The 18,572-nt window shown below is 44.6% G+C and carries 19 protein-coding genes; 14 read left to right on the top strand and 5 right to left on the bottom strand.

The features are described 5' to 3' along the window. Positions 1-14 precede the first annotated feature (14 nt). Positions 15-932 carry an AEC family transporter gene (locus ACUUJN_RS14165; RefSeq protein ID WP_484668613.1) on the bottom strand — a complete coding sequence of 306 codons (918 nt, stop codon included), beginning with the start codon at positions 930-932 and terminating at the stop codon, positions 15-17. A 250-nt stretch (positions 933-1,182) separates the two neighbouring features. On the opposite strand from ACUUJN_RS14165, the gene ACUUJN_RS14160 reads away from it, so the two are divergent. Further along, on the top strand, positions 1,183-2,184 hold the full coding sequence (locus ACUUJN_RS14160) for a copper amine oxidase N-terminal domain-containing protein (RefSeq protein WP_484668612.1): 1,002 nt from the start codon (positions 1,183-1,185) through the stop codon (positions 2,182-2,184). A 188-nt stretch (positions 2,185-2,372) separates the two neighbouring features. After that, positions 2,373-3,161, top strand: a complete 789-nt coding sequence (locus ACUUJN_RS14155; protein ID WP_053325578.1) for an SDR family oxidoreductase — start codon at positions 2,373-2,375, stop codon at positions 3,159-3,161. Positions 3,162-3,255: 94 nt separating this feature from the next. Here ACUUJN_RS14155 and ACUUJN_RS14150 read toward each other — a convergent pair whose 3' ends face one another. Beyond that, positions 3,256-3,984 (bottom strand): DsbA family oxidoreductase, encoded by a 729-nt coding sequence (locus ACUUJN_RS14150; RefSeq protein WP_023988931.1) that lies wholly within the window; start codon positions 3,982-3,984, stop codon positions 3,256-3,258. Positions 3,985-4,196: 212 nt separating this feature from the next. Between ACUUJN_RS14150 and ACUUJN_RS14145 the strand changes: the two genes are divergently transcribed. From ACUUJN_RS14145 to ACUUJN_RS14095, 11 genes are all read left to right on the top strand, one after another. Then, positions 4,197-5,225, top strand: coding sequence for a LacI family DNA-binding transcriptional regulator (locus ACUUJN_RS14145; protein ID WP_053325576.1), 1,029 nt, complete (start codon positions 4,197-4,199; stop codon positions 5,223-5,225). Beyond that, positions 5,218-6,096, top strand: a complete 879-nt coding sequence (gene rbsK / locus ACUUJN_RS14140; protein ID WP_484668611.1) for a ribokinase — start codon at positions 5,218-5,220, stop codon at positions 6,094-6,096. Before ACUUJN_RS14145 ends, rbsK begins: the two co-directional genes overlap by 8 nt. A gap of 1 nt (position 6,097) precedes the next feature. Further along, the gene (rbsD, locus tag ACUUJN_RS14135) at positions 6,098-6,532 is read left to right on the top strand and encodes a D-ribose pyranase (protein ID WP_023988928.1); all 435 of its coding nucleotides are present in this window, start codon (positions 6,098-6,100) and stop codon (positions 6,530-6,532) included. A gap of 30 nt (positions 6,533-6,562) precedes the next feature. After that, positions 6,563-8,044, top strand: coding sequence for a sugar ABC transporter ATP-binding protein (locus ACUUJN_RS14130; protein WP_484668610.1), 1,482 nt, complete (start codon positions 6,563-6,565; stop codon positions 8,042-8,044). A gap of 1 nt (position 8,045) precedes the next feature. After that, complete coding sequence (locus ACUUJN_RS14125) at positions 8,046-9,014, top strand: ABC transporter permease subunit (protein ID WP_013310465.1); 969 nt, start codon at positions 8,046-8,048, stop codon at positions 9,012-9,014. Between the two features lie 34 nt (positions 9,015-9,048). After that, a complete protein-coding gene (rbsB, locus tag ACUUJN_RS14120; RefSeq protein ID WP_023988925.1) occupies positions 9,049-9,969 on the top strand; it encodes a ribose ABC transporter substrate-binding protein RbsB in 921 nt (306 codons plus the stop codon). Positions 9,970-10,189: 220 nt separating this feature from the next. Continuing rightward, positions 10,190-11,197, top strand: a complete 1,008-nt coding sequence (locus ACUUJN_RS14115) for an ABC transporter substrate-binding protein (RefSeq protein WP_484668609.1) — start codon at positions 10,190-10,192, stop codon at positions 11,195-11,197. Between the two features lie 32 nt (positions 11,198-11,229). Further along, the gene (locus ACUUJN_RS14110) at positions 11,230-12,945 is read left to right on the top strand and encodes an ABC transporter ATP-binding protein (RefSeq protein ID WP_484669758.1); all 1,716 of its coding nucleotides are present in this window, start codon (positions 11,230-11,232) and stop codon (positions 12,943-12,945) included. A gap of 68 nt (positions 12,946-13,013) precedes the next feature. Beyond that, positions 13,014-13,964, top strand: coding sequence for an ABC transporter substrate-binding protein (locus ACUUJN_RS14105; protein WP_256715645.1), 951 nt, complete (start codon positions 13,014-13,016; stop codon positions 13,962-13,964). Between the two features lie 224 nt (positions 13,965-14,188). Continuing rightward, positions 14,189-15,253 carry a FecCD family ABC transporter permease gene (locus ACUUJN_RS14100; protein WP_025720646.1) on the top strand — a complete coding sequence of 355 codons (1,065 nt, stop codon included), beginning with the start codon at positions 14,189-14,191 and terminating at the stop codon, positions 15,251-15,253. 1 nt (position 15,254) lies between these two features. Further along, positions 15,255-16,301 (top strand): FecCD family ABC transporter permease, encoded by a 1,047-nt coding sequence (locus ACUUJN_RS14095; protein WP_023988920.1) that lies wholly within the window; start codon positions 15,255-15,257, stop codon positions 16,299-16,301. Between the two features lie 117 nt (positions 16,302-16,418). On the opposite strand, the gene ACUUJN_RS14090 is transcribed toward ACUUJN_RS14095, so the two are convergent. The 3 genes from ACUUJN_RS14090 to aiiA form a co-directional block, all read right to left on the bottom strand. After that, positions 16,419-16,586 carry a hypothetical protein gene (locus ACUUJN_RS14090; RefSeq protein WP_007432475.1) on the bottom strand — a complete coding sequence of 56 codons (168 nt, stop codon included), beginning with the start codon at positions 16,584-16,586 and terminating at the stop codon, positions 16,419-16,421. A 515-nt stretch (positions 16,587-17,101) separates the two neighbouring features. Then, positions 17,102-17,281 (bottom strand): hypothetical protein, encoded by a 180-nt coding sequence (locus ACUUJN_RS14085; RefSeq protein ID WP_484668608.1) that lies wholly within the window; start codon positions 17,279-17,281, stop codon positions 17,102-17,104. 69 nt (positions 17,282-17,350) lie between these two features. After that, positions 17,351-18,106 carry a quorum-quenching N-acyl homoserine lactonase AiiA gene (gene aiiA, locus ACUUJN_RS14080; RefSeq protein WP_071558670.1) on the bottom strand — a complete coding sequence of 252 codons (756 nt, stop codon included), beginning with the start codon at positions 18,104-18,106 and terminating at the stop codon, positions 17,351-17,353. A 169-nt stretch (positions 18,107-18,275) separates the two neighbouring features. Here aiiA and ACUUJN_RS14075 point away from each other — a divergent pair, with 169 nt between their 5' ends. Continuing rightward, complete coding sequence (locus tag ACUUJN_RS14075) at positions 18,276-18,548, top strand: hypothetical protein (protein ID WP_339200211.1); 273 nt, start codon at positions 18,276-18,278, stop codon at positions 18,546-18,548. Positions 18,549-18,572 lie beyond the last annotated feature (24 nt).

The raw sequence follows: 18,572 nt of genomic DNA, 5'->3' as shown, positions 1-18,572 counted from the left end.
ATTTATCATACACCTCAAACAAGATGCCGAGATGCTGAAATTAACAGTGTCATCGTAATGACATTCACAATCGTAGAAAGTAATACTGTTTGTGCGGCAAAATCGGGTTCATTTTTATATTCTTCCGCCAAAATACTTGTATTAACGCCGGTAGGCATACCCGATGCAATGAGCAAGGCTTGAGCCGGAATCCCCTTAAGACCCAGCAGCAAGACGAGCATAAAACCGACCATTGGACCAGCAATCAGACGTAGTACCATACTAATGTACACGGCTGTCCGGCGCAAACGAAAGGGATATTGCACAATTTGTGCTCCCAAAGTAAGTAGAGCCACGGCAACCATCGACTGACTAATATAATTCAAAGGTTCAGCCAGTAAATTAGGCAACGGACAATGCAGCAGATTAAGGAGCAAACCTAGCGCAAGCGCATAGGGAACAGGCATTTTAAAAAAGTTAATTAATATTTTTCGAGTATTGGCCTTGCCGTTTTGCACAACAAAAGTGCCGTATGTAAAAGTGACAAAGCTTTGAAAGGTCATAATCAGAGCTTGAACGGAAATGGCCAACGGGTCACCTTTGAACACCAACTGATTGATTGGCAGACCATAATTTCCTGAATTATCTAGCATCACACTATTTGTAAAAGCTCCGCGCATTCCGGGGCTGTATTTCAGAGATCTGGCGACGGTAGTGCTGATTACGTACAGAATAGCTATGTACAAGGCATAAAAAAGTGAAACCTCACCCATGAGCATTAAAGAAATTTCCGAGTTATAAAGACCTGTAAACACAACTGCGGGGGTGATATAGTAAAAATTGATTTTAGCTAAGGTATACAAATCCAGTCGAAAATAATATTGCATGATACAACCAAAACCGATAAGTACAAAAATAGGTAAAACAACGTCCAAAAGAATGGTGCCGAACATGTCTGTTTCATCTTCTTTCTATTATGCGAATGTAAAGGCTGATTCTTAAAAATGCATGTGTAATTCTCATTATACTGTGTAAATAGGTTAGGCGTATAATAAAATTTTATAGTGATTTTGACAATATGGACTGCAGCTATAGTAGTGTCTCACACATTAGATAAGAAAAGATAAAAAATCAGCTTAGAGAAGCCGTTAATACATCTAGGGACATTTGAGCCCGGTCTTTACTATAAGGAGGAATCGCATCATGAGAAACACTTGGACAGCTTTACTAGCGTGTATACTGGTCTTGGGTTTGGCAGCGGGAACCGCTGAAGCCAAGCAGGGACGCGGAAATGATCAGGAGAACAAACAGGAAGCAAAGACGTCTGTTAAAGACGGGAATGAAAAGAGCGGGGAAGAGCCAATCAATCCCCATGACTCAGACAATGATCAGTCCAAAAAACAAAAAGACAAAGCATCCGGGAAAAAGGATGAAAACAGTAAAAAAGACAAACACGCAGAAATCAGAAAAACCGAACCTGTTGCAGTAACAGATGATACATACGAGGAGTCCAAAGACCATAATGGTCACAAGGGACGCAACGGTTATAAGGGTCTGCTTCACGCGGTAGAAAATACGAAGGATAAGCCGGCAGGAGCGGTTATTGCGAATCTGCTGCTTACGAAATACCCAAACCGTTTGACTCCGGAGCAGGTTGCTGAACTTGAATTGATCCGGAATTCTGGTAAAGCACTGACTGAGGCAGCTGAGCTACTGGCTGAAAACGGAAATGTGACTGATGCCGTTTACATGCAGGAGGAGGCGGTACTGGCTAATGTGTCCGATCTGGACAGCTACAAAAAGCTGGGTGAATTCTCGAAGAAGGCCGGACGGCCGTCGGGTATGAAGCTGTTCGTGAATGGTGAAAAATACGATGCCAAACCGATTAACCGCAATGGGACCACACTTGTTCCGTTTAGAACAGCTTCCGAAGCTTTGGATGCAAAGGTTTCCTGGGATCCGAAAGAAAAGGCTGTTACTGTCACCCGTAACGGCGTGTCCGTCAAATTATTTGTTAACAGTCCAAAAGCATATATTAACGGTCAGCCGTATTCTATCGAGCAGCCAGCATCCATAGTGGATGGGACGACAATGGTACCTGTAAGGGTAATCGGAGAGGCCTTGGGGACAAATGTAAAATGGGAGCCTGAGAGCCAGTCCGTTGTTGTATACGAGCAGACAACAACACCTGCATCAACATCTTAACGTGCTGTAAACAAAAAGGGCCCTGACTAACTGTCAGGCCTTTTTGTTTTACCTTGCAATTAATGATTTCGTATTCTTTTTAATGGTGAGAAGATAGATAGCCTTCATAATACTACCAAGCTATTCGCATTATGTGCTGGTCATGTGTACAATTAAATAGAGAACGCTTAGAAAAGGGAGTGTCATAGATGGATTTAGGATTAACGGGAAAAACAGCCTTTGTTGCAGGTTCCAGTAAAGGACTCGGCAAGGCAAGCGCACGAGAGCTGGCACGCGAGGGTGCGAATGTCGTCATTTCAGGACGGAACGAAGCAGAGCTTCAGCGGACGCAGGCGGAATTACTGGAAACAGCGAGTGGCCGCGTTGAATATGTAGTTTGCGATGTAACAAAACCAGAACATATCTCCCAGGCCATCCGCCGTACAGCTGATTTGTTTGGCACCGTAGATATTTTGGTTAACAATGCGGGTGGGCCTCCTGCCGGTACCTTTGATGATTTTACAGATGAAGTGTGGATGCAGGCCTTTGAACAAAATTTACTTAGTCATATCCGGTTGATCCGTGAAGTGTTACCATATATGAAAAAACAACAAAGCGGTAGGATTTTAAATATTGCTTCTTCCTCAGTTAAGCAGCCAATTCCGGGGTTAATCATTTCAAATACGCTGCGTACTGGAGTTGCTGGATTGGCAAAAACATTGTCTCTGGAATTAGCTCCTCATAATATTCTGGTACATACTGTAGCACCGGGGAGAATTGCAACTGATCGCGTGCGTAGCTTGGACGAGCATCGAGCTGAGAAAACCCAGCAAACGACGGATCAGGTTCGCAAACAAGCAGAAGAGGGCATTCCATTGGGACGGTATGGACAGCCTGAAGAGTTCGGTAAAGTTGTTGCTTTTCTGGCGTCTTCAGCTTCATCCTATTTGACAGGGAGTACCATCCTTGTGGATGGCGGAATGATTAAATCGTTATAAAATAAAGATGCGTGCCAGCCTCAGGTTTAATTGAGTGCTGGCACGCTTTTTTAAAATTTATTTAGGAAGTAGAAAATCTTCATTCACGGACTGTTCAGCCCTCACGGCCTGGAAGCTCACAACCCTCATCGGTACATAAACCACCTGCATCTTGTTTGGACGAGCTGCCGCTTATCATGGTGAAAGGTGAGCGTTCATCCCATGCTTTTTGAAGCGCATCATGAAATACTTCCTCCGGCTGGGCACCAGAAATAGCAAATTTTCGATCAAATACAAAGAATGGCACACCCTGAACACCCAACTCAGCGCCTTCGGCTTCATCAGCTCTAACTTCGTCGGTAAAACGGTCACTGGCTAATATAGCAGCCGCTTCCTTTTGATCCAAACCAACTTCAGTAGCCAGCGCTACCAGCACTTCATGATCCCCTGTATGCTTGCCTTCGATGAAAACAGCTTGGAATAAACGCTCGCTCAGCTCCAGCATTTTGCCTTGTGTTTGAGCCCAAAGTGTTAAGCGGTGAGCATCAAGAGAGTTCGTCGGCACCATGGCATGAATATTATAATCAAGACCCGCAGAGCGTGCGTTTTCGTTCATTCGATCATTCATAGCCTGAGCCTCTTGCAGACTGACCCCATATTTAGCTGATAGTTCTTCATTGATCGTTTTACCACTATCTCTCACAGCATTCGGGTTCAATTCGAAACTCTTGAATGTCAATTGCACCTCATTGCGATGTGGGAATTGCTGTAATACTTGCTCCAAACGGCGTTTGCCGATATAACAGAATGGACACATATAATCAGACCAAACTTCGATATTCATAAGGAAAAAGCCTCCATGTATACGTATTTTATTGAGTAACTGGGAGTGGTGCTCCCCCCTTTAGAATGTGTATTAAGGTGGAACTTCATTAGTTACAATAAGAATTATAAAGCTAAAGCATTCAACGTGCAAATAATTAATGCTTGTCAAAAAATTAATGCTGTGATATTTTATATGTGTAACCGGTTACACATTGGAGTTGAACCTACACTATGACAACAATTAAAGAAGTCGCCAGCTTTGCAGGTGTTTCCGTAGCGACCGTATCCAGAGTTATTAATGAAACTGGATATGTACATGAGGATACACGGCGAAAGGTAGAGGCTGCTGTGAAGCAGTTAAATTACAAGCCTAATGAAGTTGCACGTTCTTTGTATAAAAAGAAATCCAGATTAATCGGCCTGCTGCTGCCGGATATTACGAACCCTTACTTTCCCTTGTTAGCTCGTGGGGTGGAGGATCGAATGCAGGAAAATGATTTTCGGATTATTTTCGGTAATAGTGATGAAGATCGCCAAAAAGAATTGGATTACATGGATACTTTTGTTCAAAATAATGTCGTTGGTGTTATTTCTTCTACCAATGATCCCGATGCCGATTGTTATGCCAAACTGAAGATCCCGGTCGTTTTTCTCGATCGAACTTCCAGTGACAGCCTCTCCGTATATGCAGATGGAGCCCATGGCGGTTGCTTGGCTGCTCAAGAAATGGTTGCCCGCGGCAGCAAACAAATTACAGTCATGCAGGGCCCTGCACATATTCGTCCAGCACAAGACCGTTTTCGCGGGGCGGTTGAAGAGCTTCAGCAATCCGGAATTGCTTACCATGTGGTCGAGACAACCTCCTTTTCGTTCAAGGAGGCCGAGTCGTGGGCCAAAGAGCTGTTTAGCAAGTACCCGGATACGGACGGAGTTATCGCAAGTAACGATATCGTGGCTACAGCGGTGATGCATGAGGCACATAGATTAGGAAAGAAAATCCCGGATGATGTTCAAATTATCGGGTTTGATGATATACCATTAAGTAGTTTGTTATTCCCGCCTTTGTCAACGATCCGACAACCTGCTTATGAAATGGGCTGGGAAGCAGCAGGGCTACTCATTCAGTTGATTGAGCAGTCGCAAGTAACGAAGTCAAGCGTACCTAATCTTCATTCGAAAGTACTTACCTATTCAAGCATACAATTGCCCGTCAAATTTATAGAACGGGAAACGACAAGAAAGGTGGATCATGATGGCTAAAATTTCAATTATCGGAAGCAGTTCTATGGATCTCGTAGTTACTTCGTCCAAACGTCCCGGTGCTGGTGAAACGGTATTGGGTGAAAGCTTTACAACCGTACCTGGAGGTAAAGGAGCCAATCAGGCAGTAGCCGCAGCACGACTCGGAGCAGACGTTACGATGATTGGACGTGTAGGGGATGACCATTTTGGAGAACAGATTTTACGGAATTTTGAAGAAAATCATGTTCATACTGGCTATGTGAAACCGGTTACACATATGGAAAGCGGTACAGCGCATATTGTACTAGCTGAAGGTGATAACAGTATTGTCGTGGTAAAAGCAGCAAATAATGAAGTGACACCCGCCTATGTGGAAGAAGCACTTGACGTCATTCGAAGTTCGGATATTGTGTTAATTCAACAGGAAATACCGTCGGAAACGGTTGTTTATGTAAGCGAAATTTGTGCGAAGTACCAGGTACCCTTGTTGCTGAATCCAGCCCCGGCTCGTGAAGTGGAAGAAAGCGTAATTGCGAATGCGACCTACATTACGCCAAACGAGCATGAAGCTGCCATTATGTTTAAGGATATGAGCCTGCAAGAAGCGTTGCGCAAATATCCCAACAAGCTGTTTGTGACTGAGGGCAGCAACGGTGTACGATTCTTCGACGGAGAACAGGAAGTCGTGGTTCCTACTTATAAAGTAGAAGCCGTTGATACAACAGGTGCAGGAGATACGTTTAACGCTGCTTTTGCAGTGGCATTGGCTGAAGGAAATTCGCTGGCAGACAGTGTGAAATTTGCTAATCGTGCTGCGTCATTGTCCGTAACCAAATTTGGAGCCCAAGGTGGAATGCCAACCCGACGTGAAGTGGAGGAGCAAGTATAATATGAAGAAACATGGAATCCTAAACAGTCATATATCCAGAATACTGTCGGATCTCGGCCACACAGACTATATTGTCGTGGCTGATGCCGGCTTACCTGTTCCTGAAGGCGTTACCAAAATTGATTTGGCCCTTAAATTGGGGGTTCCATCCTTTCAGGACGTCGTTGATGTCATTGCAGCAGATATGGTGATCGAAAAAGTAATGCTGGCCGAAGAAATTAAACAAGAAAATGAACAAGCATTACAGTATATTATGCGCACCTTTGCAGGGGAGCAATTAGAACAGCCACAGCTTAATAAGCAGGCAGCCGTCATTGAGTTTTGCCCTCATGAACAATTCAAGGAGCTGACCCGGTATGCGAAGGCGGTCATTCGTACAGGAGAGGCTAAGCCGTTTGCCAATTGTATTTTGCAGGCAGGAGTTCATTTTGGATAAATCAATGTTGAATAAAAAGGAGGGTACAGCATGCAGATTCAAATGAAAGGAATTCACAAAGCCTTTGGAACCAATCAGGTACTGAGTGGTGTTGACTTTGATCTTCGTGAAGGAGAAGTACATGCCCTCATGGGTGAGAATGGTGCAGGCAAATCAACGCTGATGAATATTTTAATCGGACTGCATCGGCGAGATGAGGGAACGATCATCATTGACGGTCAGGAAACCTATTTTGCCGACCCCAAAGAAGCGGAGCAAAAAGGAATTGCTTTTATTCACCAGGAACTGAATGTGTGGCCGGAGATGACCGTGCTGGAAAATCTATTTATCGGCAAGGAAATGACATCCAAGTGGGGCTTACTAGACAGCTCCAAAATGAAAGCGCTAGCAAATGAACAATTCAGCAAGCTTTCGGTAAATCTTCCATTGAACGGTGAAGCAGGCGATTGTTCAGTGGGTCAACAGCAGATGATTGAAATTGCCAAAGCACTCATGACGGATGCTAAAGTTATCGTGATGGATGAGCCGACAGCCGCCTTAACCGAACGAGAAATTCAGAAGCTGTTCGAGGTTATTACTTCCTTGAAAAAAGATGGTGTTTCGATTGTGTATATTTCACATCGGATGGAGGAGATATTCGCGATCTGTGATCGGATTACCATCATGCGTGACGGGAAAACGGTGGATACTCAGGCGATTCCCGATACGCATTTTGATGAAGTTGTACGGAAAATGGTGGGTAGAGAGCTGACTGAACGCTACCCGGTAAGAACGCCTGCTTTGGGAGAAGTGGTGCTGGAGGTCAAAAATGCTTCGCATAAAGGGTTATTTGAAAATGTGAATTTCACTGTACGATCTGGGGAAATTGTAGGTTTTTCAGGCTTAATGGGCTCGGGACGGACCGAGATCATGCGGGCGTTATTTGGACTGGATGCTTTGGATCGTAGTGAGATTCATGTGCGTGGAAAAAAAGTGTCTATTCGTAAGCCGGATGATGCGGTGAAACTTGGGATTGGCTTCATTACAGAAGACCGAAAAGATGAGGGCTTGGTGCTGGACTTTTCCATCCGGGAAAATATGGTGCTGCCAAATCTGTTCAGCTTTACTTCAAAAGGATTTATTTCAGGTAAAAAAGAGCTAGATTTTGTTAACACTTTAATTAAGCGCTTACAAATTAAAACCCAATCGGGCGAAACAACGGTTCGCAGTTTGTCAGGTGGTAATCAGCAAAAGGTGGTTATTGCCAAATGGGTAGGTATTGGTCCAAATGTGCTCATTCTTGACGAACCGACGAGAGGTGTGGATGTGGGAGCCAAGCGGGAAATCTACCAGTTGATGAACGAGCTGACCGAACGTGGAGTCGCGATTATCATGGTATCCTCGGAACTCCCTGAGGTACTCGGCATGAGCGATCGTATTGTCGTGGTGCACGAGGGAAAGATCAGCGGAGAGCTGAGCAGGGAAGAAGCCACACAAGAAAATATTATGACGCTAGCTACAGGAGGACAGTAATATGACAACTATGAATGAATCAAAAAGCAGCAAAGGCTTTCAAATGTCACAAATCACACAGAAGCTTGGCCCATTGTTGGGACTCATTATTTTGGTAATTATCGTATCGGTCTTAAATCCCAGCTTTTTGGAACCGCTTAATATTTTGAATTTATTGCGCCAGGTATCTATTAATGCGTTAATTGCGTTCGGTATGACCTTCGTTATTCTCACAGGCGGAATTGATTTGTCAGTCGGCTCCATATTAGCACTATCCAGTGCGTTTGTCGCAAATATGATGCTGGCCGGGTTCGATCCTATTTTGGCGATTATCATTGGCTGTGCATTGGGTGGCGTGATGGGCATGGTCAACGGCTTGATGATTACGAAAGGTAAAATGGCTCCGTTCATCGCTACACTAGCAACCATGACCATTTTCAGAGGATTAACACTCGTTTATACCAACGGTAACCCTATTACAGGACTCGGAGACAGTCTGGTATTTCAATTGTTCGGTCGTGGCTATCAGTTCGGTATTCCGGTTCCAGCGATTACGATGCTCATTACCTTTGCTGTCCTATGGATCATTTTGCATAAAACACCATTCGGACGCAAAACGTATGCCATCGGTGGTAACGAGAAGGCTTCGATTGTATCCGGTATTAAAGTACCGCGTGTGAAAATTTGGATTTACTCTCTGGCTGGAATGCTTTCCGCGTTGGCGGGTGCTATCTTGACCTCACGTTTGAACTCGGCACAACCGACAGCGGGTACTTCTTATGAACTGGATGCCATTGCGGCTGTCGTATTAGGTGGAACAAGCCTCTCGGGAGGACGCGGACGAATCGTAGGTACGTTAATTGGTGTGCTTATCATCGGTACACTAAACAATGGCTTGAACTTGCTGGGGGTTAACTCTTTTTATCAAATGGTCGTAAAAGGGATAGTCATCGCTATTGCTGTATTGATTGACCGTAAAAAATCCGCATAATACACCTAATCTGCGTAGAAGGAGACACATAAATATGAAAAAGCTTATATTAATCATGACTGCCTTGCTGCTCCTGCTCATGACAGGGTGTTCCTTGGAACCGCCCGAATGGGCCAAACCTAAAGCGGCCGCGAACCTGAAGGACATTAAAATCGGCTTGTCGATCTCAACGCTGAACAATCCATTCTTCGTCTCTCTCAAAGACGGAGTTGTGGCAGAGGCCAAAAAACAAGGAATGCAGGTCATTGTTGTGGATGCACAAAATGATTCGGCGAAACAAAGTAATGACGTGGATGATCTGATTCAACAGGGAGTAAACGCGTTACTCATTAATCCGACAGATTCGTCGGCCATCTCCACTGTGGTACAATCAGCGAATGCATTGAACATCCCGGTTATTACACTGGATCGTTCTGCTGACAAAGGAGACGTAAAAGCACTCGTCGCTTCAGACAACGTAGAGGGAGGACGAATGGCTGCCAGATATGTGATTGATCAAGTTGGAAAAGGTGCCAAAGTGATTGAGCTGGAAGGTGTTCCAGGAGCATCCGCTACCCGTGAACGTGGGAAAGGCTTCCATGAAGTAGCAGATAAGGATCTGAAAGTCATAGCAAAACAATCGGCCGATTTTGATCGGACCAAAGGTTTGAACGTGATGGAAAATCTGCTGCAAGGAAACCCGGACGTACAGGCTGTATTTGCCCACAATGATGAAATGGCGTTGGGTGCTATCGAAGCAATCCAAAGCTCAGGTAAGAACATTCCAGTCATTGGTTTTGACGGTAACGAGGATGCGCTTAAATCAATTAAGGAAGGGAAACTGACAGCCACTGTAGCTCAGCAACCCGAGCTTATTGGACAATTGGCGGTGCAGGCAGCCAAGGATGTACTTCAAGGTAAAACCGTGAAAACATCAATTCCTGCTAAGCTGGAGTTGGTGGACCAATCGAAATAAAATGGGTACTTGACCCGACATATTAAGTCTTCGGACTGATGCAAAACATACGCATCAGTCCTTTTTTTGACTAATCTACGATGATGATACATACCACATAAATGGAAGTTTTTAATTTTTGTATTGTAAGAAGAGACGGTAAAAGATAGAATAACAATTATATGATAATGAGAATCACTATCATATTATGAATTGTATATATCTAAGGAGGACGTATATTGTGCAACAAAGGTACAGATTAAAATGGGAATCCACGCTTTGTCTTGTGGTTCTTTTGATGGTTGTATTGAGTGCATGTGGAAACGCAGCTAGCAACAACCAGACAAACGATAAGACCAGCACTAATGATCCTTCCGGGCAATCCAAAACGGTTGTCATGCGCGAATATACTGATGCTACTGGCAATAAGATCAGTATCCCTGCAAATCCACAGCGAGTCGTCACAACACAATATTTGGATGCTATGCTGGCCTTGGGAGTTAAGCCTGCAGGTGCTGCTTCCCATTTGTTAGAAGGAGAATATTTAAAAGGTAAGATTGACGGAGTTGCGGATATTGGGAACCCGACAAATGTAGAAAAGGTGCTGGAGCTACAACCGGACCTGATCATCACAACAGAAGATACCACGCCAGAAGTGAAAGAGCAGCTGGATAAAATTGCTCCAACCGTAGTCGTTTTGTTTGGAGATGGGGATGTATTTAAGCAACTGCGGGATATCGCAGCCGTGCTGGGTAAGGACAAGGAAGCCGAGCAGTGGATCGCTAGTTTCGACAAAAAGGCTGAAGAAGGTCGAAAGAAGCTGGCTGGAAAATTCAAAAAAGATGAAACGGTTACCATTTATATGACCTACGGTAAGGATGTGCTAAGAGTATATGGAGCGCGAAATGTAGGACATGTCATTTACCGTTCACTGGAATTGAATCCTCCTGAGTACATACGACAGAAGCTGGAAAATGACCCGAAGTTTAACTTTGTATACGATAGCATTTCAATGGAAAAGTTACCCGAACTGTCAGGAGACCGTATTATTATGCTGGTTTATGATGAAGCGACTAAGGACGGAATGCTTAAGCAAATTGAGCAAAGTGCACTGTGGAGAAATCTCCCGGCTGTCAAGAACCACAAAGTGTATTTCATCAAAGCTGACCCGTGGTTTACCTACTCGCCGCTTGCTATTGACAAATCGCTGGATGAAGCCGTTAACATGCTTTCCGTCGATCCTAAATAATCACTCGAAATTAGAAAGGAGAAGTCATGACTATACTTAGACGATTTTTTGAATACTACCGTCCTTACCGGACTTTGTTCATCATTGATTTCTCTTGTGCCTTGCTAGCTGCACTGCTGGAGCTGGCTTTTCCGCTTGCAGTCAACCGGGTGGTCGATGATTTGCTGCCCAGCGGGAACTGGAAATGGATTTTATATGCCTGTCTAGCTCTACTCGGTATTTATGTCATAAGTGCTGCGCTGAATTACGTGGTTACCTATTGGGGGCACAAGCTGGGCATTAACATCGAATCGGACATGCGTAAAAAGCTGTTTGATCGAGTACAAAAGCAATCTTTTCGCTTTTTTGACAATAACAAAACAGGGCATCTCGTTTCACGTATGACCAACGATCTGATGGATATTGGGGAAATTGCCCACCACGGCCCCGAAGATTTGTTCATCGCGTTGATGACACTGGGGGGAGCCTTTGGTATCATGCTCGGTATTAACTGGAAGCTGGCTGTACTGACTTTCATTATTGTACCCCTCATGATTTACTTGTCTCTTTATTTCAGCCGAAAAATGTCTGCTGCTTTCCATCGTATGTTTTCTGATATTGCGGATTATAACGCTCGTATTGAAAATAATGTCAGCGGGATTCGCGTTGTTCAAGCGTTCTCCAACGAAGCACATGAGATGGAACGTTTTGCTGAAAATAATGGGCGTTTCCGTAAAACGAAGCTGATCGCGTACCGGATTATGGCCTGGAATTCCTCAATTAGTTTTATACTAATGAAGCTGGTTTCATTGTTTGTGCTTGTGTGTGGAACATGGTTTGTTATCGAAGGACAGATGACCTACGGGGAATTTATCGCATTTGTGATGTTGTCTAATGTATTCCTGGGGCCGATTAAACAAATTAATTCTGTCATCGAAACGTATCCGAAAGGGATTGCTGGCTTCCGACGGTATCTGGATTTGCTGGAAAGTGAATCGGATGTAGAAGATCTGCCTGGGGCCAAGGCGGTTGGCCATCTTAACGGAGATATTCAATTTGCAGGTGTAACGTTTGGTTACGAGAACAAAGATAAGGTATTACGCAAAGTGGACCTATCTATCCATGCGGGTGAAACCGTAGCACTTGTGGGTCCTTCAGGAGCAGGTAAAACGACACTTTGCAGTTTGTTGCCTCGCTTCTACGATGTCGAGGAAGGCAGCATTACCATTGATGGGATGGATATCCGTGAAATGAAGCTGGAATCGCTGCGATCCATGATTGGTATCGTACAGCAGGATGTATTCCTCTTTGATGGAACGATTCGTGAAAATATCGCTTATGGTAAGCTGGATGCTTCGGAAGAAGAAATCTGGGATGCTGCTCGTCGAGCTCAGATTGAAGACCTTGTTCGCTCATATCCGGATGGTCTGGATACAATGATCGGTGAGCGAGGTGTGAAGCTCTCCGGTGGTCAAAAGCAACGTTTGTCTATTGCCCGGATGTTCCTTAAAAATCCGCCAATTCTCATTTTAGATGAAGCGACATCAGCATTGGATACAGAGACAGAAGCCGCGATTCAGCAGGCGCTGACAGAGCTATCCCAAGGCCGTACGACACTCGTTATTGCGCATCGTTTGGCAACGATCAAAAATGCTGACCGCATTATCGTAGTTGCAGATCAAGGGATTGCCGAGCAAGGCAGACATGAAGAGTTATTAGCAGTAAAAGGGGCATATAGCCGCCTGCACCAAGCTCAATATGGAACGTAAATAGGTCGATATGACGCCGTAAATAGAGAGAGGAATGAACGAGTTTGACAAAGAAAATGTGGATTGTGATGATGCTTCTGTCAGTCATTTTAGTTCTTACCGCCTGTGGTGGAAACGTAAAGCAGCCGGATGAAAAGCAGAATCAAACTTCTAGTGAACAAAAATCAGAGGAAACGAAAACAGTCAAAACGATTCATGGAGATATTAAGATACCGGTTCACCCTCAGCGGGTTGTAGTGGATTTGTACCTGAATGATTTATTAGCACTAGGAATTAAACCTGTGGGAAGTGTTAAATATTATCTGGATAATCCGTTTTCGAAGGATCTTGTACAGGGAATTACAAGCATTGGAGACCGCGGAAGTGTATCCATTGAGAAAGTATTGACTCTGCAGCCGGATTTGATTCTGATTGGTTCCAAAGATGCTTCTGAATATGAAAAATACAGTAAAATTGCTCCGACCATCGTGATTCCTTATGGAACGTACAAGAATGTGCATGAGGAACTGACAGCTTTTGGTGAACTGCTTGGAAAAGAACAGGAAGCCAAAACATGGCTTGCTCAATACGATCAGCGAATGCAGGCTGCACGTGACAAGCTAAAGGGAATTGTTCAGCCTGGAGATACTTTCACCGTAATGGAAGCTTCGGAAAAAGAATACTATGTCTATGGTGATAATTTTGGCAGAGGAGGACAGGCGGTATACAGAGGACTGAATTTGACACCTCCGCCGCTTGTCCAAAAAGAATTATTAGGTGAGACTCAATGGAAATCGGTGTCAAAAGAAGTCATTAATCAATATGCCGGCTCTTATATCTTTCTGACGGTTAACAAGGATTTGGGCGGTTACGAAGGAGACAGCATATGGAAATCACTGAATGCAGTCCGGCAAGGTAAGGTTTTTGAGCTCCAAGAGGATCGATATTGGTACTTCGATCCCATCGCTATTGTAGGGCAAGCTGAAGAAATCGCAGATATGATCGTCCAGCGGAATAAAGAGAACGCCGCACAGAAGTAGTCGCTTCGGTGTTGTTGGCAGCCCTTTGGTATTTATACCGAAGGGCTTTATTTTTTCACAATAGGGCAGATCATTAGGCATTCCTCGAAATTTGCTATTGAAGCCGTTGCCACATTAATTTACAATAGTAAAGATTGCATGATAATAATTCTCAATATCAACATCATCTTCAACACAGTTCGTGATAGCTACATACTATTCAACAGTAAGGGTGAACAATAGTTATGAAATTATCAGAATCATCGGATAGCCCTGCTCAAAGTAATCATAACCAGTCGCCGACTCAATTCCACTCGCGACCTTGGGCGGCTTCGCTTATCCTGACAGCTGGGCTTGGACTTTTAGCGTTCGGTATCGCGCTATCCCTATCTTTTGGTGCAGCCTCTATTAGGCTAGAAGAGGTATGGAACGCCGTTTTTCATTTTAAACCCGAGTTACAAAACCATCAAATTATTTGGGAAATCCGTCTACCTCGGATTCTGGGTGGGGTTCTAATCGGAGTTTGCTTTGCCGTAGCAGGTGCAATTATGCAAGGAATGACCCGAAATCCGCTTGCTGACTCGGGCTTGCTTGGACTGAACTCGGGAGCCAGCTTGGCGATGGCGATTTGCTTTGCCCTTTTTCCCGGATCTTCCTTTTTACAGTTAATGTTGTATTCCTTTGTTGGTGCAGCTCTGGCTGTTGTGATGGTATATGGTACAAGCTCCATCTCCAAATCAGGTCTTACGCCAGTTCGTCTTGTATTGGCGGGCGCAGCTGTCACGGCATTGCTGTCTGCCTTAGGAGATGCAATTAGTTTGTACTTTAATGTTGGACAGGATTTAGCCTTTTGGTATGCCGGAGGGCTTAGTGGAACCAAGTGGGTTCAGCTCGGTATAGTTTTGCCTTGGGTTGTGGCAGCTTTTATCGGCGCTCTCATGTTGTCGCGCTCTATTACGCTGCTTAGTCTGGGAGATGAAATTGCGTTAAGTCTTGGTCAGCGAACTGGGGTGGTAAAGGTAGTCGGGATGATTCTTGTTCTGATTCTGGCGGGTGCAGCGGTGTCGTTGGTTGGTTCTATAGGTTTCGTGGGATTAATTATTCCCCATATAACCCGCAAGCTGGTTGGCGTCGATTATCGCTGGATTATTCCATGCTCGGCCATTATGGGAGCTTTACTCATTGTGTTTGCCGATCTGGCAGCCCGTATGATTAACGCACCTGAGGAAACACCGGTGGGCGTACTTATTGCCTTAATTGGGGTTCCATTCTTCCTTTATCTGGCACGTAAAGAAAGGAGGGCGCTGTAAGATGAATAACGTTACGAATGGGGCTATTGCCAAAGCTAGTCATCGTAAAAAAATCCATGATTGGATGGTTGTAATTATTCTGATCGTATTGCTCATTGCTGCGTTCACCATAAGCGCGAATACGGGAACTATCCGGCTTTCGCCAATGGAGCTATTTAGAACCTTGTTTGGACAAGGGACTCCACAGCAGGAATTAATCCTCTTTGAATTCCGATTGCCGCGAATGGTTATTTCTCTTCTAATCGGTGCAGGTCTCGCTGTTTCTGGCTGCATCATGCAAGGGGTCTCACGTAACGGCCTAGCGGACCCTGGTATTCTGGGGATTAATGCGGGCGCCGGGCTGATGGTCATGCTGTTTATATTGCTTTTTCCATCTATGCAAACTACGAATTCATTGTTTTTACTTCCCGCTCTTGCGCTGATTGGATCAGGAGCAGCTGCTATTCTCATCTACGCGCTTTCTTACAAGAAAGGCGAAGGAATTTCCCCGACAAGGCTACTGCTGAGCGGAATTGGCGTAGCGGCGGGTATCAGTGCTGCGATGATCATTATGACTCTTAAGCTGACACCTGAAAGCTACACGTTTGTAGCTAATTGGTTAGCAGGAAGCATCTGGGGCTCAAACTGGAAATTCGTAATGGCTCTGTTGCCTTGGCTGATTGTATTGCTTCCTTTCGCATACTACAAAGCAAATGTGATGAATGTGCTTAATCTGGGAGATCAGACGGCATCGGGGTTGGGTACACCTATCGAAAAGGAACGTATTCTCCTTCTCGCTGCTGCGGTTGGATTGGCCAGTTCTAGTGTTTCGGTTAGCGGCGGTATCGGCTTTGTCGGTTTGGTGGCTCCACATTTGGCGAGAAAGCTGGTGGGTCCGAAGCATAAAATGCTGCTGGTAACCTGTGCTTTAGTCGGAGCACTCCTGGTACTTGTAGCGGATACGATCACACGATCCTTACCTTTACAGAAAGAAATACCGACAGGTTTGATTGTAGCCATCATTGGTGCGCCATACTTTTTATATCTGCTGAGTCGCTCCAAAGGGTAACATCACGAAAGGGTACCACCTGTCAATTAAAGGATACACACAACAAATAACCTTCAACACCACTAAGGAAGTGGGACTGAAGGTTATTTTTTTCATTTGATTTAGCAGCCTTTCATCTCAACGGGAAGTATTCAAGGCATGAGAGGTTTGATGCAGCTCTCTGATCATTTTATGCAACGTGTAATTTTCCTGACGTGTCACGCCGTGTTGATTTTCCTGAACCAGCAACTGATGGATGTTTCGTTTTAGAATTTCACTTCGACGTTCCAGCATTTCGGTACTCATAAATAAATGAACACTCCCTTTGTCATGAATAAACCTACATTTTTGAAATGAGCATAGGCTGAATATAAGTTTGCCTTTCGACTTCTTTAAGTATATCGTGCTAGATGATCAAGGGAAAACGGAGCGAGACTGCAAATTACTTTTTCTCATCATCCATGCCGTGTCGACAGCGACTCACCCCATGAGTTCTTAGATATACTTCCTGATGCTGGCGATAACAGGAGATTAGACGTAATTAACTTCATGTATATAATTTGACTAGCTCATGTTTTTTGATATAAACGGATTTAGTGTATTAATCCATTTAAAATTTTGCTGAAAGCTATGGAGGGGAGCAACTAGAACTGCAAAGGTGTATTCAATGCAATCATTGGTTTATTCCATATTAGCGAGCTCAGTTAACCAAATTTTGCAGTTCTAAATGTCGGAGTCATTACAACTACCTAATGAAAAGAAAAGAATAAGAGGCTATAACATTTTGGAAGTGAGGAGATACAATAATGATTATTTAAAAATCAAATGAAGAAATTGAGCTCATGAGGGGAGCTGGCCGAATTACGACTATTCTGCCAGTCCGCACCACTTGCCTTTAAGGCCGAACTTTTCAAGTCCTGTGTGTACGCCGTAGACGTATACTGGAAGCCATGATCCGAATGAAGCACGGCTCTGGATACGTCTATTTTGTGTGCATTCATAATACCAATTTCTTTATACCCCGGACCGAAAAGATCCGGAATGGTGGAGAAATAGCTGCTTTATTATCATTATTTGTATTGTGGATATACCGGCTGAACGGCTACCTGCTCAGGATCATGACCGAAGAACAACAGATTCGGCTTAACCTCCTGCACAATCTGCTGAATGCGGGCGATTGACTGGCGTGCCTGTTCACGGTCAAAGCCGTCAAACGGCACGTCGTTTGCGTAATTCTCCTGCGTGTAGGCAACATCAATCGTCAGCATGACCGGACCCGATTCCTTTGTTGTGACCAGCGCGGACTGATGACCCGGCGAATGACCCGGAGTATAGAACAGTTGCAAACCTGGAACCAGCTCATGATCCCCTTGAAGCAGTCGGTAATTCAAGTCCGCCTGCACGCATTCCGGTGGCGCATACTCCAGATTACCGATCGCAGCGTCTGCTTCGGTCTGCTGCACATAAATCGGTGTATTCGGAAAATGCGGATTGCCTCCAGCATGATCCATATGCATATGAGAGATTACGATGGCATGGATATCGTCCGGTTGATAGCCGATCCGATCCAGTACAGCCACGATACTATCATCGGCTGACATATGGGGAATGAAGCGCCCTTCAAACGGTGTACTTTTAAAATAATTTGGATTGTTGATAAACGAATCCGGCATACCGGTATCAATGAGAATCGGACCGTGATCTGTCTCCAGCAGATACGACCAGATTTGCAGGCGCACCAGTTCACCGGGCTGTGCATGATGGTTGAGTGAGGAGCGATCAATATCAAGCTGACCGATCGGTAACCAGTACAATTTGTTAATCATACAATCATCCTCCAATCTTAGTTTACATAATAATTATTATGTAGTTATGAATCAGGGTTTCGGCTGACAGAAAGTGATGCTTGTATTTTCGTTTGTAAGATCCGGGTGCTGGAGCCTCATGCTGTCGTTGTAATCTCACTCTTTCGAAAATTAATTTTTAATAGTTTAAATGATAAGGCATGTAGGCGTCCAGCAGAAATTTGCCCAGAAGCTGGATCACACGGTCATCATCTCGAAAATCGGTGAAATTCTTGGTGATCCACTGCTGCTATTGGGTGAAAATTACAATCAGCTAGCAGGCTATCATATGGAGATGGTGCACGCGCCGGAAGATGATCCGGATAGCGAGCTGGAAACTGCATATGATATTCATGTTTTGGCCGCTATGGCGATTTTGACTGCTACCGATCGAGAGCAGCGCCCCAGCTTGCTGATGAAGTAGAGAAGTGGTGCTGCATGCAAGACT

This window comes from Paenibacillus sp. LRG-1 (assembly GCF_057220305.1).
Note: the sequence above shows the minus strand (reverse complement) of the source record. Positions and strands in the feature narration are given on the sequence as shown.

Coding starts and splice junctions, on each gene's coding strand:
- ACUUJN_RS14165 (WP_484668613.1), bottom strand. CDS start 932: ATGTTCGGCACCATTCTTTTGGACGTTGTTTTACCTATTTTTGTACTT.
- ACUUJN_RS14160 (WP_484668612.1), top strand. CDS start 1,183: ATGAGAAACACTTGGACAGCTTTACTAGCGTGTATACTGGTCTTGGGT.
- ACUUJN_RS14155 (WP_053325578.1), top strand. CDS start 2,373: ATGGATTTAGGATTAACGGGAAAAACAGCCTTTGTTGCAGGTTCCAGT.
- ACUUJN_RS14150 (WP_023988931.1), bottom strand. CDS start 3,984: ATGAATATCGAAGTTTGGTCTGATTATATGTGTCCATTCTGTTATATC.
- ACUUJN_RS14145 (WP_053325576.1), top strand. CDS start 4,197: ATGACAACAATTAAAGAAGTCGCCAGCTTTGCAGGTGTTTCCGTAGCG.
- rbsK (WP_484668611.1), top strand. CDS start 5,218: ATGGCTAAAATTTCAATTATCGGAAGCAGTTCTATGGATCTCGTAGTT.
- rbsD (WP_023988928.1), top strand. CDS start 6,098: ATGAAGAAACATGGAATCCTAAACAGTCATATATCCAGAATACTGTCG.
- ACUUJN_RS14130 (WP_484668610.1), top strand. CDS start 6,563: ATGCAGATTCAAATGAAAGGAATTCACAAAGCCTTTGGAACCAATCAG.
- ACUUJN_RS14125 (WP_013310465.1), top strand. CDS start 8,046: ATGACAACTATGAATGAATCAAAAAGCAGCAAAGGCTTTCAAATGTCA.
- rbsB (WP_023988925.1), top strand. CDS start 9,049: ATGAAAAAGCTTATATTAATCATGACTGCCTTGCTGCTCCTGCTCATG.
- ACUUJN_RS14105 (WP_256715645.1), top strand. CDS start 13,014: ATGATGCTTCTGTCAGTCATTTTAGTTCTTACCGCCTGTGGTGGAAAC.
- ACUUJN_RS14100 (WP_025720646.1), top strand. CDS start 14,189: ATGAAATTATCAGAATCATCGGATAGCCCTGCTCAAAGTAATCATAAC.
- ACUUJN_RS14095 (WP_023988920.1), top strand. CDS start 15,255: ATGAATAACGTTACGAATGGGGCTATTGCCAAAGCTAGTCATCGTAAA.
- ACUUJN_RS14090 (WP_007432475.1), bottom strand. CDS start 16,586: ATGAGTACCGAAATGCTGGAACGTCGAAGTGAAATTCTAAAACGAAAC.
- ACUUJN_RS14085 (WP_484668608.1), bottom strand. CDS start 17,281: ATGAATGCACACAAAATAGACGTATCCAGAGCCGTGCTTCATTCGGAT.
- aiiA (WP_071558670.1), bottom strand. CDS start 18,106: ATGATTAACAAATTGTACTGGTTACCGATCGGTCAGCTTGATATTGAT.
- ACUUJN_RS14075 (WP_339200211.1), top strand. CDS start 18,276: ATGATAAGGCATGTAGGCGTCCAGCAGAAATTTGCCCAGAAGCTGGAT.